The following is an 18,769-nucleotide window of genomic DNA, read 5'->3' as shown; positions in this document are numbered from 1 at the left end:
CTCACCGCGCGGCCCCGGGCCGTTTCCATCACCATTGACGCACGCCCGGCAGGCTTATAACTTCACTATGCGGATGAGATATTCCGGGAAGTGGAAAGTACTGAACACGTGGAGGGTACGGTCATGGGTCAGCAGGAGAAGGTGGCAACGAGCCTCGCCGGCACGGTCGGCGACGAGATCAGCGCCTCCCTCACAGGGGTGGACGCCGAACTCGCCCGCCGCTACCCGGGGGACCCCGGGACACGCCAGCCCGTCCACACCGTCTACGTCCCCGCCGACACCTTCACCGCCACCACCCTGCGCACCTGGGGTGACCAGGCGCTCGCGGCGCTCGACGAGCACGCTCCGGACGCCGCGGCGCTCGCCGAGGTGCTCGGCATCCCGCAGGAGCTCGCCGCGCCCGTCCACGACCGCGTACGCGCCAAGCTGGAGCGCGAGCCCGTCGAGGACCTCCGTATCGACTTCGAGGACGGCTACGGGCCGCGCCCGGACGCGGAGGAGGACGAGGCGGCCGCCCGCGCGGCCCGCCTGGTCGCCGAGGCGTACGCCGACGGGACCGCGGCCCCGTACATGGGCATCCGGATGAAGTGCATGGAAGCCGCCGTGCGCGACCGGGGCATCCGCACCACCGACATCTTCCTCACCGGCCTGATGCGGGCCGGAGGCCTTCCCGAGGGGCTCGTCCTCACCCTGCCCAAGGTGACCTACCCCGAACAGGTCACCGCCTTCGTGCGGCTCCTGGAGGCCTTCGAGGAGACCCACGGCCTGCCGGCCGGGCGCCTCGGGTTCGAGATCCAGATCGAGACCAGCCAGTCGATCCTCGCCGCCGACGGCACCGCCGCCGTCGCCCGCATGATCGACGCCGCCCGGGGCCGGGCGACGGGCCTGCACTACGGGACGTTCGACTACAGCGCGTGCGTCGGCGTCAGCCCCGCCTACCAGGCCAGCGACCACCCGGCCGCCGACCACGCCAAGGCCGTCATGCAGGTCGCCGCGGCAGGTACCGGCGTGCGGGTCTGCGACGGTTCCACGAACGTGCTGCCGGTCGGCCCCACCGCACAGGTCCACGACGCCTGGCGCCTCCACCACGGCCTCACCCGCCGCGCCCTGGCCCGCGCCTACTACCAGGGCTGGGACATGCACCCGGGGCACCTGCCCACCCGCTACGCCGCCGTCTACAGCTTCTACCGGGAGGGCCTCGGCCAGGCCGCGTCCCGGCTCGCCGCCTACGTCGCCAAGGCGGGCGGCGACGTCATGGACGAGCCGGCCACCGCGAAGGCGCTCAGCGGCTACCTGCTGCGCGGCATCGACTGCGGAGCCCTGGACACCGACGAGGTCACCGGCCTCACCGGTCTGACCCGGGCGGACCTGGACGGCTTCGCCTCGCCCCGCCGCGGCGGGCTGACCGTGACGGCGCCGTAGGGCTCAGGCGGGTGGCAGCTCCCCCGAGCCGCGCGGGATGAGCCGGGTGGGGAGCTCCACCCTGGCGGGTGCGTGGGCGGCGCCGTCGAGGCGGCGGAACAGGTGTTCCGCCGCGGTCCGGCCGACCGCCGCGGCATCCTGCGAGATCACCGTGATCCCCAGCAGGTCGGCCAGTTCGATGTCGTCGAAGCCGACCAGGGCGATCCGGCGGTCGCACTCGGCCAGGACGCGGACGGCCGTGACCGTCACCCGGTTGTTGCCGGCGAAGAGCGCGGTCACCGGCTCGGGGCCCGTCAGCATGGCCTCGGCGGCCGCCCTGACGCGGGCCGGGTCGGTCGGGCCGAGGGAGACCCAGGCGTCCTCGACCTCGATGCCGGCCTCGGCCAGGGCCGCGTGGTAGCCGCGCAGTCGTTCCGTCGCCGTGTGGATGCGCGGCTGGTCGCCGATGAAGCCGATCCTGCGATGACCGTGGGCGATCAGGTGGGCGACGCCCGCCCGGGCACCGCCGAAACTGTCCGAGAGGACCATGTCCGCGTCGACCCGGCCCGCCGGACGGTCGACGAACACGGTGGCGATGCCCGCCTTCATCTCGGGTTCGAGATAGCGGTGGTCGTCCCCGGCCGGGATCACGATCAGGCCGTCCACCCGGCGGGCGCAGAGGGCGAGGACGAGTTCCTGCTCGCGCTCCGGGTCCTCGGCGCTGGAGCCGTTGATCAGAAGTGCGCCGTGGGCGCGGGCCACTTCCTCCACGGCGCGGCTCAGCGGGCCGTAGAAGGGGTCCGCCAGATCCTCCAGCACCAGGCCGATGGAGGCGGTGCGCCCCTTGCGCAGGACGCGCGCGCTGTCGTTGCGGCGGAACCCGAGCGCCTCGATGGCCTCCTGGACGCGACGCTCGGTGTCCGGGGTGACTCCCGGTTCGCAGTTCACCACGCGGGAGACCGTCTTGAGGCCCACTCCGGCACGGGCTGCCACGTCCTTCATGGTCGGCCTGTTGCCGTAGCGGGACTCGGAATGGCGGGCGGTCTCGGCCACGGTGCGCTGTCCTGTCGTCGGGAACGGGTGATTCCGCCCTCCCCGGGTGGTGCCGGGAAGGGCTACGGGTGCTGTGGCGTCGAGCATAGGCCCTGGACAACGTTGTCAAGAGGATGGAGACTGGGTGGACCACGTATTGAACTCGCAGGTCCTGCGCCTCACCCCTCCGGAGAGTCCACACCGATGCTTACCGACCTCGTCGCCGCGCTCGACATCGGCGGCACCAAGATCGCCGGAGCGTTGGTCGACGGCGGCGGATCCCTGCTCGTGCGGGCGCAGCGTCCGACGCCCGCCCGTGAGGGCGCCGAAGCCGTGATGGGTGCGGTGAGCGATGTCCTGGCGGAGCTGACGGCCTCCGAGCTGTGGCACAGGGCCAGGGCGGTCGGCATCGGCAGTGCGGGGCCGGTGGACGCCTCGGCCGGCACCGTCAGTCCGGTCAACGTCCCGGGCTGGCGCGGCTTCCCGCTGGTGGAGCGCGTGGCGGCGGCGACCGGCGGGCTGCCGGTCACGCTCGTCGGCGACGGGGTCGCGATGACCGCGGCCGAGCACTGGCTCGGCGCCGCCCGCGGTTACGACAACGCGCTGTGCCTGGTCGTCTCCACCGGCGTCGGCGGGGGCCTCGTCCTCGGAGGGAAGCTGCATCCCGGCCCCTCGGGCAACGCCGGCCACATCGGTCACATCAGCGTCGACCTGGACGGCGACGCCTGCCCCTGTGGCGCCCGCGGCTGCGTGGAGCGACTGGCCAGCGGACCGAACATCGCCCGGCGGGCGCTGGAGAACGGCTGGAGCCCCGGTCCTGACGGCGATGCCACGGCCGCCGCGGTGGCCGCCGCCGCGAGCGCCGGCGACCCGGTCGCCGGCGCGTCCTTCGAGAGGGCCGCCCAAGCGCTCGCCGCCGGGATCGCCGCCACCGCCACGCTGACCGACATCGACATCGCCGTGATCGGCGGGGGAGTCGCCGGTGCGGGCGAGGTGCTCTTCGCCCCCCTGCGCAGGGCTCTGCGGGACTACGCGACCCTCTCCTTCGTCCAGGGCCTCACGGTGACGTCCGCCGTGATGGGGACCGACGCCGGTCTGGTCGGCGCGGCGGCCGCGGCTTCCGTGGCCCGGCCCGACGCCGTGAACGGCGTGCGACCCCTGGCCACCCGGCACTCCCTGTAGCCCCTGCCCTCCCGCCGCCGCCGGGGCGGGCCCGGAGCTCAGGCTCTTCGGGGTCGGCGGACCCGGTCCGCCGGCTGCCGGTCGACCACCACGAGGAAGGCGTCCCGCTCGAGGTCCATCACGACCTCGGCGGCCATGCCCTCTCCGCGACGGGCCGCAGCGAACTCCTCCGCGGGCCGAGCGCCCCGCGGGCCTCCGGCGGGAAACTGCTCAATGACCGTGCGACGCACCGCGCATCCCCTCGTCGTTCCAGTGACTGACCGCTCCAACGACGTCCCGCGGCCCCCGTCACGGCCCGGCCGGCGCCCGGATTCGTACCGTGGAGCGCACTCCGGCGGCCACGCCGGCGCAACCGCATCAGCCCGGCGGGTTTCCGGTGCAGGGTGATGCGGGCAAGCCACAGGGGGCTACGGAAGAGGGGGACCCGTGATCGTCTGGATCAACGGTGCGTTCAGTGCGGGCAAGACCAGCGCCGCGTGCGAACTGATCGATCTGATCCCGAACAGCACCTTCTACGACCCCGAACTGACCGGCGGGGGACTGCGCGAACTGCTGCCCCAGAAGAAGCTCGCCGAGGTGACCGACTTCCAGGACCTGCCGATATGGCGGCGTCTGGTCGTCGATACCGCCGCCGCGCTCCTCGCCGAGGTCCCCGGGGTGCTCGTGGTGCCGATGACCCTGCTCAGGCAGGAGTACCGCGACGAGATATTCGGCGGACTCGCCTCCCGGCGCATACCGGTGCGCCACATTCTGCTCGCGCCGGAGGAAACGATCCTGCGAAGACGGATCGCCGGGCGTGAGGATCTCGCCGACGATCCCGGGCGCAGCGAGCGGATCAGGCAGTGGGCCTACGAGCACATCGAGCCCTACCGGGCGGCGCTGGGATGGATCACGGCGGACGCCCACACGATCGACACCAGCGCGCTCACCCCGTACGAGACGGCCGAGCGGATCGCCTACGCGGTGCGCACCGGTGAGGCCGGGGAGTGCGGGATAGTCCAGACACCCGAGCCGCGCGCGGAGACCGTCGCCTCCGGAGTGCTGCTCTTCGACGAGCAGGACCGGGTGCTGCTGGTCGACCCCACCTACAAGCCGGGCTGGGAGTTCCCCGGTGGCGTGGTGGAAGCGGGAGAGGCCCCGGCGCAGGCGGGGGTCCGGGAGGTCGCGGAGGAGCTCGGGCTCCAACTGGACACGGTGCCGACGCTCCTGGTGGTCGACTGGGAGGCGCCGAAGCCGCCCGCGTACGGAGGACTCCGCTTCCTGTTCGACGGCGGTCGACTGCGCGCCGAGGAGGCCGCACGACTGCTGCTGCCGGGTTCGGAGCTGCGCGCTTGGCGGTTCGTCACCGAGGCCGAGGCGGCCGGCCTGCTCCCGCCGACCCGCTTCGAACGGCTCCGCTGGGCGCTGCGGGCCCGGGAGCGGTCCACCGTACTGAACCTGGAGGCCGGGGAGCCCGTGGGCAGCAGGTAGGTCATGCGGCCGCCGTGCACTCCGCGGCGGCCCGCAGGACGGCCGGCGCGTCGACGGTGAGCGGGTCACCGTGCCCGAAGCAGGCGACCGAGGGCGCGAGGGCGGCGAGCGGGCGGAAGGGAAGACCGCGCCTGTGCGTGGTCGGTGTTGAACACTCCCTGTATCAACCGGCCCACCCGGCCACGGAGCCCCCGGTGAACAGGACACCGTGGCCCGGCGGGTGGACGCCGATGGAGCCGGGGGTGTGACCGGGGGAGTGCACCACCCGTGCGCCATCCCCGAAGGACAGCTCGTCGCCGTCCCCCAGCTCCTGGTCGACGCGCGTGGGCGGTGCCTCGGTGACCGTCAGCGCGTGGACGTACAGGGGCCGTTCCCAGGCGTGCGGTACGGGTTCGGGGACAGGCTCCTCGCCCCGGACGTACGAGGCTTCCGCCCGGTGGGCCAGGACCTCCGAGCCATGGCGGTCGGCGAGCTCCTGTGCGGCCCCGTAGTGGTCGCGGCGGCCGTGGGTGAGGACGGTCCGCCGGATCCAGCCCGAGCCCGCGCACACCGTCCTCGACGGCGGCCGCCGCATGCCGGCCGCCCGCGTCGACCAGGGTCAGATCCGCGCCGTCACGCCAGAGGCAGGCTTGACCGATCGGGAAGCGGAACACGTGCAGCTGCGGGAGTGCCTCGACGATGTCCATGCGGAGAACGTACGGACGGCAGGCGGTCAGCCGCCCGGGATTTCGTTCCGGGCGACTTCGCCCGACGCGTACCGCGCGGGCCCGTACGCGCCCTCAGCCCTTCTTGGAATCCGCGTAGTTGCGCAGGAACAGCGCCTCGGCGACCGAGAGCCGCTCCAGTTCCTCGGGGGACACGCTCTCGTTCACCGCGTGGATCTGCGCCTCGGGCTCGCTCAGCCCGATGAGCAGGATCTCCGCCTGCGGGTAGAGCGCGGCGAGGGTGTTGCAGAGCGGGATGGAGCCGCCCATGCCGGAGGACTGCATCTCCTCACCCGGGTACGCGAGTCGCATGGCCTCTGCCATCGAGGTGTAGGCGGGGCTGGTCGTGTCGGCCCGGAACGGCTGCCCCTGGCCGACCTGTTCGACGCGGACCCGTGCGCCCCAGGGGGCGTGCGACTCGAGGTGGGCGGTCAGCAGCTTCGTCGCCTCGGCGGCGTCCTGGCCGGGCGGCACCCGCAGACTGACCTGCGCCCGTGCGTTCGCCTGCAGCGACGGGGTGGCGCCGACCACCGGCGGGCAGTCGATGCCGATGACGGTGACCGCGGGGCGGGCCCAGATCCGGTCGGCGACCGTACCCGTTCCGATGAGTTCCACACCGTCGAGCACCCTGGCGTCCTTGCGGAACTCGCCCTCCGGGTACTGCAGCCCGTCCCACTCGGCACCCGTCGCGAGCCCGTCGACCGTGGTCGTGCCGTCCTCGGACCGCAGCGAGGCCAGCAGCTGGATCATCGCGGCCAGCGCGTCCGGGGCGGCGCCCCCGAACTGTCCGGAGTGCAGGTTGCCTTCGAGGGTTTCCAGCGTCACCCGCAGCATGGTCATGCCCCGCAGGGTCGCGGTGACGGTCGGCAGCCCGACGCGGAAGTTGCCCGTGTCGCCGATGACGATCGTGTCGGCGGCCAGCAGCTCCGGGTGCGCCTCGGCGTACTGTTCGAGGCCGCCCGTGCCCTGTTCCTCCGAGCCCTCCGCGATCACCTTGACGGAGACCGGGACGCCCCCGTTCGCCTTGAGGGCGCGGAGCGCGAGCAGATGCATGATGAAGCCGCCCTTGCAGTCCGCGGCGCCCCGTCCGAACCAGCGGCCGTCGCGTTCGGTCAGCTCGAACGGCGGGGAGAGCCAGGCGGACTCGTCGAGCGGCGGCTGCACGTCGTAGTGCGCGTAGAGCAGCACCGTCGGGGCACCGGCCGGGCCGGGCAGCCAGCCGTACACCGACCGGGTCCCGTCGGGCGTGTCGAGCAGGGCGACGTCCTGGAAGTCCTCGGCGCGCAGCGCGTCGGCGACCCAGCCGGCCGCCGCCTCGCACTCGCTCCTGGGGAACTGCGCGGGGTCCGCCACCGACCGGAAGGCCACCAACTCGGCGAGCTCCGTCTTCGCGCGGGGCATCAGCGAGGAAACGGTCTCGGAAATCGGACGGGCGGTCATGGGCACGCTCCTCGTGGGTGCGACGTTAGGACTATGGCGCGCTGTGTATGCGGCCGGGGGCGACGCCGTGGATGCGACGTCGCGTGTACGACGAATTCATGGCTGATCCTCCCACAGCGGAGTTCGGCCGCGGCGCGCCGTAGGATGCCGTGAGCAGCTGGGGCCACAGGTCGGATCGGGAGCAGAAGCACATCGTGAGCAGCGAGAACGCAGACGCCGGACGTGAGCCGGAAGAGTCGTCGTCGGTACCGCAGGAGTCCTCGGTATGGGACGTCGTCGTGGTCGGCGCGGGCCCGGCCGGAGCCTCCGCGGCGTATGCCGCAGCGGTGGCGGGCCGGCGGGTGCTGTTGTTGGAGAAGGCGGAGATCCCCCGGTACAAGACGTGCGGCGGGGGGATCATCGGCTTCTCGCGGGACTCACTGCCGCCCGGATTCGAACTGCCCCTGAAGGACCGGATCCACGCGGTCACCTTCTCGCTCAACGGGAAGCTGTCCCGCACCCGCAGGTCCAGGCGCATGCTCTTCGGGCTGATCAACCGTCCGGAGTTCGACGCCGGCCTGGTGGAGGAGGCTCAGAAGGCGGGCGCCGAGCTCCGGACGGGTGCGACGGTGACGCGGGTGGAGCAGCACGGCCCCGCGGTCCCCGACCGGCGTACGGTGGCCGTGGTGCTCTCCGGTGGTGAGACGGTGCTCACCCGGGCCGTCGTCGGCGCGGACGGCAGCGCGGGCCGCATAGGAGCCCATGTCGGCGTGAAGCTCGACCAGGTGGACCTCGGGCTCGAGGCGGAGATCCCGGTCCCGGAGACGGTAGCCGAGGACTGGGCGGGCCGGGTGCTCATCGACTGGGGCCCGATGCCCGGGAGTTACGGCTGGGTCTTCCCCAAGGGCGACACGCTCACCGTGGGGGTGATCTCGGCGCGCGGCGACGGGGCGGGGACGAAGCGGTATCTGGAGGACTTCGTCGGCCGGCTCGGTCTCGCCGGATTCGAACCGTCGGTCTCCTCCGGTCATCTGACCCGGTGCCGCAGCGACGACTCGCCGCTCTCCCGAGGACGGGTGGTGGTCTGCGGTGACGCGGCGGGCCTGCTGGAGCCGTGGACCAGGGAGGGCATCTCCTTCGCCCTGAGGTCCGGGCGGCTCGCCGGTGAGTGGGCGGTCCGCATCGCGGAGTCGCACGACGCGGTCGACGCCCGGCGGCAGGCGCTCAACTACGCGTTCGCCATCAAGGCCGGGCTCGGTGTGGAGATGAGCGTCGGCCGCCGCATGCTCAAGCTCTTCGAACGGCGCCCCGGTCTCCTGCACGCCGTGCTGACCGGCTTCCGCCCCGCCTGGAACGCGTTCGCGGGGATCACCCGGGGGACGACCTCGCTGGCCGAGCTGGTCCGTTCGCACCCCCTGGCGCAGCGGGCGCTGCACATGATGGACCGCCGGGGCGAGGACCGGGTCAGTTCTCGACCGTGATCCGGAAGACGGGGTGGTCGGGGCAGGCGGCGAGGATCTCGGCGTCGGTCGACTTCGCGGTGACGCCCTGGAAGTACTGGTTGACCTCCCACCCCCATCGCTTCAGGTAGGCGCGGAGGATCCGCATCTTCTGCTCGTCGTCCGCGATCTCGACGGCGGTGAACGTGCGGGTCTTCCGGCCCACCTTCAGCTCTCCGGCGCCCGCCACGCGCATGTTGCGCACCCACTGCGAGTGGCCGCGGGCGGAGACCAGGTACTGGGCGCCCTCGTGCTGGTGAAGGTTCACGGGGATGCGCTGCATCCGGCCGCTCTTGCGGCCCCGCACCGACATCTCCGCGGAACCGAGGAGGCTGATGCCGTGGCGGGCGAGCCATCCGACGATGCTGTTCATCCGCTGCGCGGAGGCGTTGGCCCGAAGGTAGTACGGCTGCTGCGACATGGGGACTCCCGCCCACAGGGAGAGCGGTGCTCTCGCTTGAGATCAGTGTGCATGAGCGTGGTGCGCTAAAGCAAGAGCGGTGCTCTCGTTTTTGTTCGGTGCTCCGATTCCGTGGCAGACTGCTGTCATGAGCACCATTCGAGGAGCCCGAGAACGCGCCCGAGTCGAAGTCACCGCGGCGATCAAGGACGAGGCCAGGAAGCAACTGGCTGCCGAAGGCGCCGCGAAGCTCTCCCTGCGCGCCGTCGCCCGCGAACTGGGCATGGTGTCCTCCGCGCTCTACCGCTACTTCCCGAGCCGCGACGACCTCCTGACCGCTCTCATCGTCGACGCGTACGACGCGGTGGGCGAAGCCGCGGAGACCGCGCGCGCGGAGGCGGGTGCCCCGGCCGGGGCGATCTCCCCTGCCGCCCGCTGGACGGCGGTCAGCTGCGCCGTGCGGGAGTGGGCGCTGGGCCACCCCCACGAGTACGCGCTGATCTACGGCTCGCCCGTCCCCGGATATGCCGCCCCGCAGGACACCGTCGGCCCCGCGTCGCGGGTGGGCCAGGTCCTCATCTCCGTCGTCCGGGACGCCCACCTCGCCGGGGGTCTCGCCCTGCCCCCGGTGGATCCCGCGCTGCGCCCCGAGGCCGCACGCATGGCGGCGGATCTGGCTCCCGACCTCCCGCCGGCCGTCGTGGCCGCCCTCGTCTCCGCGTGGGCCCAGCTCTTCGGGCTGATCTCCTTCGAGCTCTTCGGCCAGTTCAACCGGGTCGTCGAGGCACGCGAACAGCTCTTCCGGCACGCGGTGCACGAACTCGGACACTCGGTGGGCCTGCTGGACGGCCGTACGTCGGCCGCGGCCGACGCCGCACGGGCCTGACGCGCGTTCACACGGCAGCAAGGCAGCAAGGCAGCAAGGCAGCAAGGCAGCAAAGCGGCGCACCAGCACGCCCGCCGGGCCGTTCGCCGCACCGGGCCACCGGGCCACCGGGCCACCGGGCCACCGGGCCACCGGGTCGCAGGGCCACCTGCGCGCGCTCACCACGACACCCCGGGCGCTTCCGTGACCCTGCTGTGCGGAGGTCGACGGGCCTTTCTGCGGGCACCCGGCCGGGCAGGTACTCCACGGGGAGTACGCGGGACCACCACGCCCGGCTGACGTGCACAGGGGGCCCGCGCGTCTAGCGTGGCCGTATGCACCAGAAGCGAGCGCACCGGAGTGCGGGTCCCCGCCCGGCCCGGGGCGGCCGATGGGCCGGCCACGGGCCTCCGTGGGGCGTGCGGCAGGACGACGGTGGCCGTTCCGGCAGTCCCTGGACGCGCGGTGACCGCCTGCCGTGGGTCTCGACCGTCGTGGTCGGCGTGATCGTCATGGGAGGTACCACCGTCGCCGCCCACGGCCAGGGCCGCGAACCGCTGGGGATCGCCGCCCGGCTGCTGCTGCTCGCGGCGGTCGCCGTACTGCTCGTCCGGCACCGTCATCCTGTCGCCGCCGTCGCCGGCACATGCGCCGCGACGCTCGTCTACCTCGCGCTGGGGTATCCGTACGGCCCCGTCTTCCTCGCCGTCGCCGTCGGCTGCTTCGGCGCGATCGTGTCCGGGCACCGCAAGGCGGCGTGGTGGTCGCTGGGCACGCTGTGGGCGGGGCACCTGCTGGCCGCGCACTGGCTGTACCGGTGGCTGCCGCCGGAGGGCGACGGCCCGGCGCCCTGGAGCCAGGAAGCCTTCGTCACGGCCTGGGTCGTCGCGGTCGTCGCCGCCGCGGAGCTCCTGCGGGTGCGCCGTGAGCAGTGGGCCGCGGCCAGGGCCGAGCGCGCCGCCGCGGAGAAGCGGCGGGCCGACGAGGAGCGCCTGCGCATGGCACGTGAACTCCACGACGTCCTGGCCCACAGCATCTCCGTCATCAACGTCCAGGCCGGAGTGGGGCTGGCCCTGCTCGACTCCGATCCCGAACAGGCCCGTACGGCTCTCACCACGATCAAGTCCGCCAGCAAGGAGGCGCTCGGCGAGGTGCGCCAGGTGCTGGAGAACCTCAGGGCCCCCGGCGACGCCCCCCGTGCCCCGGCCCCCGGCCTGGACCGGCTGCCCGAGCTGGTCGACCAGGCCGCCGCGGCAGGTCTCACCGTCACGGTCGCTGGCGCCGGGGCGCAGGGGCCGGTCCCGCCCGGTACCGGCCTCGCCGCCTTCCGCATCGTGCAGGAAGCCCTGACCAACGTGGTGCGGCACTCCGGATCGCGTACCGCACACGTCCGGATCGCGTACGGCGACGCGACGCTCGGGATCGTCGTGGACGACGAGGGCCCCGCGACGGACGGCGACGCAGGGGGCAGTGGGAACGGGCTCGTCGGGATGCGGGAGCGGGCCGCGGCGCTGGGCGGCACGATCGACGCGGGCCCACGGCCGGACGGCGGCTTCCGGGTGACCGCCGAACTCCCGTTGCGTCCCGGCCCGAGCGATCCCGCCGCACCGGGCGGTGCGGGGAGGGAAGAGGCGTCGTGATCCGCGTACTGCTCGCCGATGACCAGTTGCTCGTCCGGGCGGGCTTCCGGGCGCTCCTGGACGCCCAGCCGGACATCGAGGTGGCGGGCGAGGCCGCCGACGGTGCCGAAGCCGTCCGCCTTGTGCGCGAACTGCGCCCCGACACCGTGCTCATGGACATCCGGATGCCGGAGCTGGACGGTCTTGCCGCGACCCGCGAGATCACCGGCGACCCCGCGCTCACCGAGGTGAAGGTGGTCATGCTCACCACCTTCGAACTGGACGAGTACGTCTTCGAGGCGATCAGGGCGGGCGCGTCCGGCTTCCTGGTCAAGGACACCGAACCGGAGGAACTGCTGCGGGCGGTCCGCGCGGTGGTGGGCGGGGACGCCCTGCTGTCGCCAGGAGTGACGCGCCGGCTGATCGCCGAGTTCGCGGCCCGCTCCAAGGAGCCCGCGGCGGGCATGGTGCTGGACGAGCTGACCGAGCGTGAGCGGGAGGTCATGGCCCTGGTCGGCATCGGGCTCTCCAACGAGGAGATCGCCCGCAGGCTCGTCGTCAGCCCGCTCACCGCCAAGACCCATGTCAGCCGGGCCATGATCAAGCTGCGCGCCCGGGACAGGGCTCAACTCGTCGTGCTCGCCTACGAATCGGGACTCGTGCGGCCCGGCTGGCTGGGCTGACCGGGCAGGCGCCGCTCCCCGGCGGCGCGCGGGAAACGCCACAGCACATGGACCACCCGGACGGCGAACGCCAGCGCGCCGAGCACAGCGCCCGCCCGGAACAGCAGGTCCTCGGCAGGGCTCGGAAGCCGGAGCACCAGGGCGGGGAGGAGGACCCCGGTGAAGGTGGCAGCGGCCACCAGGACTCCGGTCACCAGCGCGTAGCCGGTCTCGACGGTCATCGCGTCCCGCTCCGCCTGCGTGCGCCGTGGCATGTCCCGAGTGTCACAGGGGCAGTGGCCCGCGGCAAGGACGTCCGTCCGTGCCGCCCCGCGGGTCGTGACCGGCCGCGCTCACGACCAGACGACCGCGGAGTTCCCCGCCCACAGTCCGGCGACCTCGGGGTCGCCCGACAGGCCCACCGCGGAGAGCGGCCGACGATTCCACAGCACCAGGTAGAGATCCTCGGCCGTGCCGCTCAGGGTGCAGTCGGCGGGTGTGTCCAGGCCGGCGGTCCCGCGGACCGTCATCGGCGGTTCGGCGGACAGCTGTACGGTCCAGACGGAGTCCGTGTCCAGGGCCCGGACCCGGAGGGTGCGCGGGGAGTCCGTGCGTACCCGGCTCTTGGCACGGGTGTGGAAGCCGGCCAGGAGTTCGTCGATGCCGTCCACCGCGTGCGGCGCCGCCACGGTCGTCAGCGGGCCGCCTCCGGCCGACTCCGTGTCCACCCGGTGGATCGTGGTCTCGTGCGCCTGGCGGCGCGCCCAGAAGGCGAGCGGCGACGCGCCGGGAAAGACCGTCCAGCACTCCAGACCGGAGGGCGCGGCCCGCAGGGCGTCGACCAGCAGGCGGTGGCCCTCGGTGAAGTGGTCCAGGAGCGCGTCCCCGTCCAGGTCGGGCTCCCCGCCGTCAGGGCGGTAGGTCCGGTGCCCTTCGGCGACGAACGAGGTCGCCCAGCGGTGCACCATGCACGTGTGCCGGAGGAGGTCGCGCACCTGCCATCCGGGGCAGGCCGGAACGGGGGCCGAAAGGCCCGCCCCACGGGCGGCGACGGCGAGCGCGTCGCCCTCGGCGGCAAGGGCGTTCAGGTGTTCGGAGGTTTCCACGCCGGTGATTGTGTCAGAGGCTGGTCAGGCGCCCTGCGGGTGCGCCGGGTGGCTGCGGCGGGGGCCCCGGAGCAGCCGGGCGAACCAGCCCAGCGCACAGGCCTGCGCGAGCACCGACACGACCAGAGCCAGATAGACGAACCAGGCGGGGCCGCCGGCGTCCGCACCGGCCATCGAGCTGCCGAGGAGGAAGAGGAAGACGGTGGGCGCGGCGAGAAGGAACACCCAGACGCCGGCGAACGAGGCGTCGTCGTGGGACACGAACAGCGTGTCCACCGCGACGAACACCGAGACCGCGAGGACGAGGCCGAGATAGATCCGCGAAGCCGTGTTGCCGAAGGTCAGTCGTGCCAGTGCGCGCAGCTGCCGCATGTTCGTCACCTGGTGGCTCATGTCCCGCTCCCCTCGATGGCTGGTGCTTCCATCGTGCGCCGGGGGAGCGGGTCGCGCCTGAGTACGACTACTCAACCGTTCAGGTGTTCGCCGAACACCGGGCCGCGCAGCCGAGGCCGCAGTTTGTATACTTGCGGCACAAAGTGGGCACAGGGTGGCTCCCGCGACCCGCGCAAGGCGGCTGCCGCGGTGACGGTCCGGTGAACGGGGCGGGATGGAGAAGCGTCGGCAACGGCTCGGGATCATGGGAGACTCGCCCCCATGAACGGCAAGTCGACCACCACGCGGACGAAGTTGGAGAGGGGCCGCAGCGCGCTCGGGCCCGCCCTGGAGCTCGTGCACACAGGGCGCGCTCCCACCCGCGCCGTGCTGACCTCCGAGCTGGGTGTCACCCGTGCCACCGCCGGCGCGGTCGCCGCGGAGCTCGAGGCGCTCGGGCTCATCAAGGTCGACTCCAGCCCCGGATCCGCCGCCGGTTCGCAGGGCCGCCCCTCGCACCGGCTGTCCGTCCGGGACAGCGGACCCGTGGCCCTCGCCGCCCAGGTGCACTCCGACGGCTTCCGCGCCGCGCTCGTGGGACTGGGAGGCCGGATCGTCGCCACGGCGCCCGGCTGCGTCGCCGTCATGGCCGACCCCGCACAGGTCCTCGGAGAGGTGGTCGAGGCAGGGGCCCGGCTGCTGAGCGAGAGCGGGCTGCGCTGCGTCGGCGCGGGGCTCGCGGTGCCCTCCGCCGTGGCGGAGCCCGACGGGACCGCGCTCAACCCGCTGCACATCGCCTGGCCCGCCGGTGCGCCCGTCCGCGAGATCTTCTCCGCCTGTGTACGCGCCGCGGGGATCACCGGCCCCGCGTTCACCGGCAACGACGTCAATCTCGCCGCCCTCGCCGAGCACCGTCACGGCGCGGGGCGCGGTGCCCAGCACCTGCTCTGTGTCGCCACCGGCCACCGGGGGGTGGGCGGAGCTCTCGTCCTGGACGGCCGTCTGCACAGCGGGAGTTCGGGACTCGCCCTGGAAGTGGGGCACCTCACGGTGAATCCCGAGGGCCGTCCGTGCCACTGCGGCGGTCGGGGCTGCCTAGACGTCGAGACGGACCCCCTCGCCTTCCTCACCGCGGCCCGCCGGGAGCCCGGGCCCGAGGAATCGCTGCTCAAGCAGTCCGGTGATCTGCTGCGCACGGAGTACGGCGACCCCCGGGTGCGAGCCGCCGCGGAGGAGCTGATCGACCGGCTCGGCCTCGGCCTCGCCGGTCTGGTCAACATCCTCAACCCGGACCGGATCGTCCTCGGCGGACTGCACCGCGACCTCCTGGAGGCCGACCCCGAACGGCTGCGGGCCGTGGTCGCCGACCGCAGCCTGTGGGGCCGCAGCGGGAGCGTGCCGATCCTCTCCTGCACGCTGGCCCACAACAGCCTGGTGGGCGCCGCCGAGCTGGCCTGGCAGCCCGTGCTCGACGACCCGCTGGCCGCGCTGGCCTGACCGGCCGGGCGCCCGCGCACCGCTCAGAGTGCGGCCAGGGCGAACGCCCGTGCCGGATTGGCGACGAGCACCTCCCGCAGGAGTTCCTCCCCGAGCGACCGCACCAGCCGCGGGCTCAGCCGACGCAGCAGGTACGGCATGCCCGGGGTCCCGGGCACCGTGGTGTCGCCACCGAGCAGCAGCTGTCCGCCGAAGCCGGCCTCCGCGAGCGCGGCGAGCTGTTCGGACGGTCGCCAGTCCGTGGCGTGATGGCTCCGCGACGGGCCGTCGAACGCCAGGAACGCACCGGCCCTCGCGGCATCGAGCTGCGTGACACCGTCGGGGTGCCGGCCCAGGTGGCCGAGGATCACGTGCCGTGGCTCGACCCCCAGTTGCCCGCAGAGCAGATCGAGCGCATCCCCCGCACCCGTGCCCAGTTCCAGATGGACGGCGATCGGAACGCCCGTACGGTGGTGGGCCCCGGCGGCAGCCGTCATCGTGCGTCCGGCGTGCTCGTCGACTCCGTGGAAGGCCCCGGCCACCTTGATCAGGCCTGCCCGCACCCCTGTCCCGCCGATCGACCCGGAGATCTCCGAGACGAACAGGTCCTCCAGGTCCGGCATGATCCGCCCGAGGAGCTCGGGCCAGTAGTGGACCGCCTGGTGCAGCCCGGTGGCGGCGACGATCCGTGTCCCGCCGGCCCGGGACAGGGCGGCGAGGTCCTCGGCGCGCCTGCCCATGCCGTACGGGGTCCACTGCACGACGGCCCGTCCGCCCAGCCCGTGGAAGCCCGTAGCCGCTCCCGTGCCCCGCCCGGGTCGTCCAGCTCCAGGCCGGGCAGTGCGGGGGAGCGGAGGAAGAGGCGGTCGTGCGCGTCGCGGACACCGAGCTCCCCGGCGGGCACGTCCCCCAGGACCGTGCGGACCCGGGTCACCACTGTTTGCCCCGGCCCAGCAGGTCGCGCTCCGGTGACGACACGTGGAGCACCTCGTAGCGGTCGCCCGGCGCCCCCAGCGGTTCCTGCGCCCAGAGGCTGAAGTGGAGCAGTTCCCAGTGGCGCGGGTCGATCGCGAGCGCTGTGGCGACCACCCCGGGGAGGGTCGCCGACCGGCGGCTCTCCGCCAGCGCCGCCTCCACCGCCTCGGCGGGCCGGACGGTGTCCGGGATCCGCTCGCGTCGGCGGACCGCGGTGCGGGGGAGCGCCTGCGGAGCCGATCCCTCCAGGTGGAGGAGTCCCGTCCAGTGCTGCACCTCCGGGCGTCCGAAGTCGTCGACGACGCCCTGGAATCCGGGGCCCCAGAGGAAGGTGTTCATGCCCTCGGGGGCCGACCACAGATACATCGGGGCGTACTGGTTGACCGGCGAGCTCTCACCGCGTTCGCGGATCAGATAGGCCTTGAGGCCGAGGCCGGGGAAGTCGTCGAGGAGATGGCCCCTGGTCGCGACCCGCCTGCGGATGATCTCCATGTCGTAGTCGGCGGGCAGAGCGGACTGGACGCTACGCCATACTGTCCGCAGGGCACTTGGGAGGGCTGCATGGGGCAAGAGATCGACCTCTACCTTCGTAAGTCGAAGATCACGAGAGAACGGGATCGAGCGCTGACGTTCCGCGCGCAGGAGACCCGCGGCCGTCGTTGGGCGGAGGAGCACGACTACACCGTACGCAAGGTGTGGTCGGACAACTTGAGCGCTTACAGCGACACCACGAGGCCGGAGTTCGACAAGGCAATCTCAGCACTGGCGGCCGACGAGGTGCCTGCCTTGTGGTGCTACGCGCTGGACCGCTTCTCACGGAAGGGGGCGGGTTCTGTGCTCCCGCTCCTGGACTCCGGAAAGCGTCTCGTCTTCGATTATGAACGCCTGGATTCCGCAGAGCCTCGCGACCGAAAGCAGATCATCAACCGCGCGGAAGAGGCGCGGGAGTACTCGGAACTCCTCTCTCATCGCGTGCTTGACACGAAAAAGCAACAGCGCGACGAGGGAGCGTGGCTGAGCGCCGCACCCTACGGTTTCGAAATCGAAGACCCGATCTCACGGAAGCTGAAGACCGGTAAGACGTGGTCGGTCATCCTGCGCATCTTCACAGAGACTGCCATGGGTAAGTCAGGCCGGACAATCGCAGTGGGACTTACCGCGGACAAAATCCCCGCCGCTAACGGCGGACCATGGGCCGGCTCGTCAGTACACCGAATCATTCAGAGTCCGGTCTACGAGGGGTGGCAGTCGGTGACCCTCGTCAAGGGCGGCCGGTCCATCGCGTACCGCAACCGACGTGGAGAGAAGGTGTCCGTCCTCGCGGAAGGTGTGGAGCCCGTGCCAGCTGCACTCGTCAAGGCTGCACGCTTGGCGGTGGCGGGGCACTCGGTCGTCGCCCCGGAGTACCGCAGTCGCAAGCCCAAGCATCTACTGACTGGCCTTCTGACGTGCGCAGGGTGCGGGGGGAGCGGCTCGGCAATTCACGGGCGCTCATACCGGTGTTACCGGTACACCGTCGGGCAGCCTTGTCCTGACCCGTCGTCCGTCATGCGCTCATACCTGGAGTCGTACATCTACGACGAGTGGACTGCCGCGATCCTGGCCGCCCGTGTCGACGACGCGAGCCCGCTTATGGTCGCCGTTGCGGAGCGGTGGGTGGCCCTGACGAAGCCGGAGGAGACGACGGAACACCAGGAAGCGCTGGCGGCCGTCAAGGGCGCGGAGAAGGCGCTCGAACAGTTGGCCTTGGACCGCAGGGCGGGCATCTATAGCGGTGTCATGGGTCGGTTCTTCCCCCGTCTCGTCGAAGAGGCGGAGGCCGATCTAGCTGCCGCATCCGAACGTGCCGCGGAGTACGGGGGCCCCGTGGATCTCAGCATCTTCGACGAGCCGGAGATGCTGAGTGACGCATGGCAGGCCGCAGACGACGACTTGCGTCGCGATCTGATCAGGCTTGCTATCGACCGCGTGACGATCACCCGGGGAAGGCGTGGGCGGCCGTTCGTGGGGGAGGATCGATGCGTGATCAAGTGGGCGGAGCCTGAAACCCGGTAGCCCCGGACAATATGAAGCCCCCGCTACTGAACTTGAATGTGTGATGTCGGCTTGACCCTGGTCAGCTGCCTATGGTCAGGCCGGTGCCCATGAGGCAGCCGTCGATGAGGTGCGGTCGGTACTGGGTCTTCTTGAGACTGCGCTTCACGGCGGCGGCGAGCTGGTCGAGGTTCGCGGCGGCGAGGTTGCCGATGGTCCGTTTCACGAGAGACCAGATGCCTTCCTGCGGATTGAGGTCGGGTGCGTAGGACGGGAAGTGGAAAACGGTCAGCCAGTCCTCGTTCGCGGTGATGAAGTCCTTCATCTGCGGCATGAGATGAGTACGCAGGTTGTCCCACACCAGGACGATGGGACCTTTGAGCTGGTTGTGCGCTCTCACGATGAGGTCGCGATAGTCCTGCCAGGTGAACCCTTTGGGTTCACCTTTCCGGCCCCGGTGGACGCGGAAGCTGTAGATCAGCCTCGAACGGTCTCCGCGACGGAAGCAGGTCATTCCCGCCATCGAAACCCGTCCCGAGCCGCGGCCCCGGAC

At 72.1% G+C, this 18,769-nt stretch carries 18 protein-coding genes and 2 pseudogenes; 9 read left to right on the top strand and 11 right to left on the bottom strand.

Translation table 11 applies throughout. The features are described from left to right. Positions 1 to 123 precede the first annotated feature (123 nt). A complete protein-coding gene (locus B9S57_RS14225) occupies positions 124 to 1,422 on the top strand; it encodes a DUF6986 family protein (protein ID WP_103515938.1) in 1,299 nt (432 codons plus the stop codon). Positions 1,423 to 1,425: 3 nt separating this feature from the next. Here the strand turns inward: B9S57_RS14225 and B9S57_RS14220 are convergent, their stop codons facing one another. Continuing rightward, complete coding sequence (locus tag B9S57_RS14220) at positions 1,426 to 2,454, bottom strand: LacI family DNA-binding transcriptional regulator (RefSeq protein WP_103515937.1); 1,029 nt, start codon at positions 2,452 to 2,454, stop codon at positions 1,426 to 1,428. A 183-nt stretch (positions 2,455 to 2,637) separates the two neighbouring features. On the opposite strand from B9S57_RS14220, the gene B9S57_RS14215 reads away from it, so the two are divergent. Further along, positions 2,638 to 3,615: an ROK family protein gene (locus tag B9S57_RS14215; RefSeq protein WP_103515936.1), complete on the top strand. Its 978-nt coding sequence runs from the start codon at positions 2,638 to 2,640 to the stop codon at positions 3,613 to 3,615. 38 nt (positions 3,616 to 3,653) lie between these two features. Here B9S57_RS14215 and B9S57_RS14210 read toward each other — a convergent pair whose 3' ends face one another. Continuing rightward, the gene (locus B9S57_RS14210; RefSeq protein ID WP_103515935.1) at positions 3,654 to 3,845 is read right to left on the bottom strand and encodes a hypothetical protein; all 192 of its coding nucleotides are present in this window, start codon (positions 3,843 to 3,845) and stop codon (positions 3,654 to 3,656) included. Between the two features lie 196 nt (positions 3,846 to 4,041). Between B9S57_RS14210 and B9S57_RS14205 the strand changes: the two genes are divergently transcribed. After that, positions 4,042 to 5,085 (top strand): NUDIX hydrolase, encoded by a 1,044-nt coding sequence (locus B9S57_RS14205; RefSeq protein WP_103515934.1) that lies wholly within the window; start codon positions 4,042 to 4,044, stop codon positions 5,083 to 5,085. A 1-nt stretch (position 5,086) separates the two neighbouring features. On the opposite strand, the pseudogene B9S57_RS14200 reads toward B9S57_RS14205, so the two are convergent. Both B9S57_RS14200 and B9S57_RS14195 read right to left on the bottom strand, forming a co-directional pair. Further along, positions 5,087 to 5,771, bottom strand: a pseudogene (locus tag B9S57_RS14200) (MBL fold metallo-hydrolase). A 93-nt stretch (positions 5,772 to 5,864) separates the two neighbouring features. Then, the gene (locus tag B9S57_RS14195) at positions 5,865 to 7,229 is read right to left on the bottom strand and encodes a dipeptidase (protein ID WP_103515933.1); all 1,365 of its coding nucleotides are present in this window, start codon (positions 7,227 to 7,229) and stop codon (positions 5,865 to 5,867) included. A 194-nt stretch (positions 7,230 to 7,423) separates the two neighbouring features. Between B9S57_RS14195 and B9S57_RS14190 the strand changes: the two genes are divergently transcribed. Then, positions 7,424 to 8,689: a geranylgeranyl reductase family protein gene (locus tag B9S57_RS14190; protein ID WP_103515975.1), complete on the top strand. Its 1,266-nt coding sequence runs from the start codon at positions 7,424 to 7,426 to the stop codon at positions 8,687 to 8,689. Here B9S57_RS14190 and B9S57_RS14185 read toward each other — a convergent pair. Then, positions 8,673 to 9,128, bottom strand: a complete 456-nt coding sequence (locus tag B9S57_RS14185) for a nitroreductase family deazaflavin-dependent oxidoreductase (protein WP_103515932.1) — start codon at positions 9,126 to 9,128, stop codon at positions 8,673 to 8,675. The two genes, B9S57_RS14190 and B9S57_RS14185, sit on opposite strands and share 17 nt — an antisense overlap. 127 nt (positions 9,129 to 9,255) lie before the next feature. Here B9S57_RS14185 and B9S57_RS14180 point away from each other — a divergent pair, with 127 nt between their 5' ends. From B9S57_RS14180 to B9S57_RS14170, 3 genes are all read left to right on the top strand, one after another. Beyond that, positions 9,256 to 9,993, top strand: coding sequence for a TetR/AcrR family transcriptional regulator (locus B9S57_RS14180; protein ID WP_103515931.1), 738 nt, complete (start codon positions 9,256 to 9,258; stop codon positions 9,991 to 9,993). A gap of 314 nt (positions 9,994 to 10,307) precedes the next feature. Then, positions 10,308 to 11,612 carry a sensor histidine kinase gene (locus B9S57_RS14175; protein WP_103515930.1) on the top strand — a complete coding sequence of 435 codons (1,305 nt, stop codon included), beginning with the start codon at positions 10,308 to 10,310 and terminating at the stop codon, positions 11,610 to 11,612. After that, a complete protein-coding gene (locus B9S57_RS14170; protein WP_103515929.1) occupies positions 11,609 to 12,274 on the top strand; it encodes a response regulator transcription factor in 666 nt (221 codons plus the stop codon). The genes B9S57_RS14175 and B9S57_RS14170 overlap by 4 nt, the downstream gene beginning before the upstream one ends. Here B9S57_RS14170 and B9S57_RS14165 read toward each other — a convergent pair. From B9S57_RS14165 to B9S57_RS14155, 3 genes are all read right to left on the bottom strand, one after another. After that, positions 12,235 to 12,528, bottom strand: coding sequence for a DUF6332 family protein (locus tag B9S57_RS14165; RefSeq protein ID WP_103515928.1), 294 nt, complete (start codon positions 12,526 to 12,528; stop codon positions 12,235 to 12,237). The genes B9S57_RS14170 and B9S57_RS14165 overlap by 40 nt on opposite strands. A gap of 78 nt (positions 12,529 to 12,606) precedes the next feature. Beyond that, positions 12,607 to 13,359 carry a maleylpyruvate isomerase family mycothiol-dependent enzyme gene (locus B9S57_RS14160; RefSeq protein WP_103515927.1) on the bottom strand — a complete coding sequence of 251 codons (753 nt, stop codon included), beginning with the start codon at positions 13,357 to 13,359 and terminating at the stop codon, positions 12,607 to 12,609. Positions 13,360 to 13,383: 24 nt separating this feature from the next. Further along, positions 13,384 to 13,752: an SCO4225 family membrane protein gene (locus B9S57_RS14155; protein WP_103515926.1), complete on the bottom strand. Its 369-nt coding sequence runs from the start codon at positions 13,750 to 13,752 to the stop codon at positions 13,384 to 13,386. A 261-nt stretch (positions 13,753 to 14,013) separates the two neighbouring features. Here B9S57_RS14155 and B9S57_RS14150 point away from each other — a divergent pair, with 261 nt between their 5' ends. Next, positions 14,014 to 15,228, top strand: a complete 1,215-nt coding sequence (locus B9S57_RS14150) for an ROK family protein (protein ID WP_103515925.1) — start codon at positions 14,014 to 14,016, stop codon at positions 15,226 to 15,228. 23 nt (positions 15,229 to 15,251) lie between these two features. On the opposite strand, the pseudogene B9S57_RS14145 reads toward B9S57_RS14150, so the two are convergent. Both B9S57_RS14145 and B9S57_RS14140 read right to left on the bottom strand, forming a co-directional pair. Next, positions 15,252 to 16,141, bottom strand: a pseudogene (locus B9S57_RS14145) (phosphotriesterase). Then, positions 16,138 to 16,674: a DUF4865 family protein gene (locus B9S57_RS14140; RefSeq protein WP_103515974.1), complete on the bottom strand. Its 537-nt coding sequence runs from the start codon at positions 16,672 to 16,674 to the stop codon at positions 16,138 to 16,140. The pseudogene B9S57_RS14145 and the gene B9S57_RS14140 overlap by 4 nt, the downstream one beginning before the upstream one ends. Positions 16,675 to 16,743: 69 nt before the next feature. Between B9S57_RS14140 and B9S57_RS14135 the strand changes: the two genes are divergently transcribed. Then, positions 16,744 to 18,237: a recombinase family protein gene (locus B9S57_RS14135; RefSeq protein WP_181011343.1), complete on the top strand. Its 1,494-nt coding sequence runs from the start codon at positions 16,744 to 16,746 to the stop codon at positions 18,235 to 18,237. A gap of 61 nt (positions 18,238 to 18,298) precedes the next feature. On the opposite strand, the gene B9S57_RS14130 is transcribed toward B9S57_RS14135, so the two are convergent. Further along, positions 18,299 to 18,769, bottom strand: a 471-nt coding sequence (locus B9S57_RS14130; protein WP_258036384.1) for a transposase, incomplete at its 5' end; no start/stop codon positions are given.

Source organism: Streptomyces sp. SM10 (assembly GCF_002910915.1).
Taxonomy (GTDB): domain Bacteria; phylum Actinomycetota; class Actinomycetes; order Streptomycetales; family Streptomycetaceae; genus Streptomyces.
This window is presented reverse-complemented; position numbering and strand designations above follow the sequence as displayed.

Coding starts and splice junctions, on each gene's coding strand:
- B9S57_RS14225 (WP_103515938.1), top strand. CDS start 124: ATGGGTCAGCAGGAGAAGGTGGCAACGAGCCTCGCCGGCACGGTCGGC.
- B9S57_RS14215 (WP_103515936.1), top strand. CDS start 2,638: ATGCTTACCGACCTCGTCGCCGCGCTCGACATCGGCGGCACCAAGATC.
- B9S57_RS14195 (WP_103515933.1), bottom strand. CDS start 7,229: ATGACCGCCCGTCCGATTTCCGAGACCGTTTCCTCGCTGATGCCCCGC.
- B9S57_RS14185 (WP_103515932.1), bottom strand. CDS start 9,128: ATGTCGCAGCAGCCGTACTACCTTCGGGCCAACGCCTCCGCGCAGCGG.
- B9S57_RS14180 (WP_103515931.1), top strand. CDS start 9,256: ATGAGCACCATTCGAGGAGCCCGAGAACGCGCCCGAGTCGAAGTCACC.
- B9S57_RS14175 (WP_103515930.1), top strand. CDS start 10,308: ATGCACCAGAAGCGAGCGCACCGGAGTGCGGGTCCCCGCCCGGCCCGG.
- B9S57_RS14165 (WP_103515928.1), bottom strand. CDS start 12,528: ATGCCACGGCGCACGCAGGCGGAGCGGGACGCGATGACCGTCGAGACC.
- B9S57_RS14155 (WP_103515926.1), bottom strand. CDS start 13,752: ATGAGCCACCAGGTGACGAACATGCGGCAGCTGCGCGCACTGGCACGA.
- B9S57_RS14150 (WP_103515925.1), top strand. CDS start 14,014: ATGAACGGCAAGTCGACCACCACGCGGACGAAGTTGGAGAGGGGCCGC.
- B9S57_RS14140 (WP_103515974.1), bottom strand. CDS start 16,674: ATGGAGATCATCCGCAGGCGGGTCGCGACCAGGGGCCATCTCCTCGAC.
- B9S57_RS14135 (WP_181011343.1), top strand. CDS start 16,744: ATGGGGCAAGAGATCGACCTCTACCTTCGTAAGTCGAAGATCACGAGA.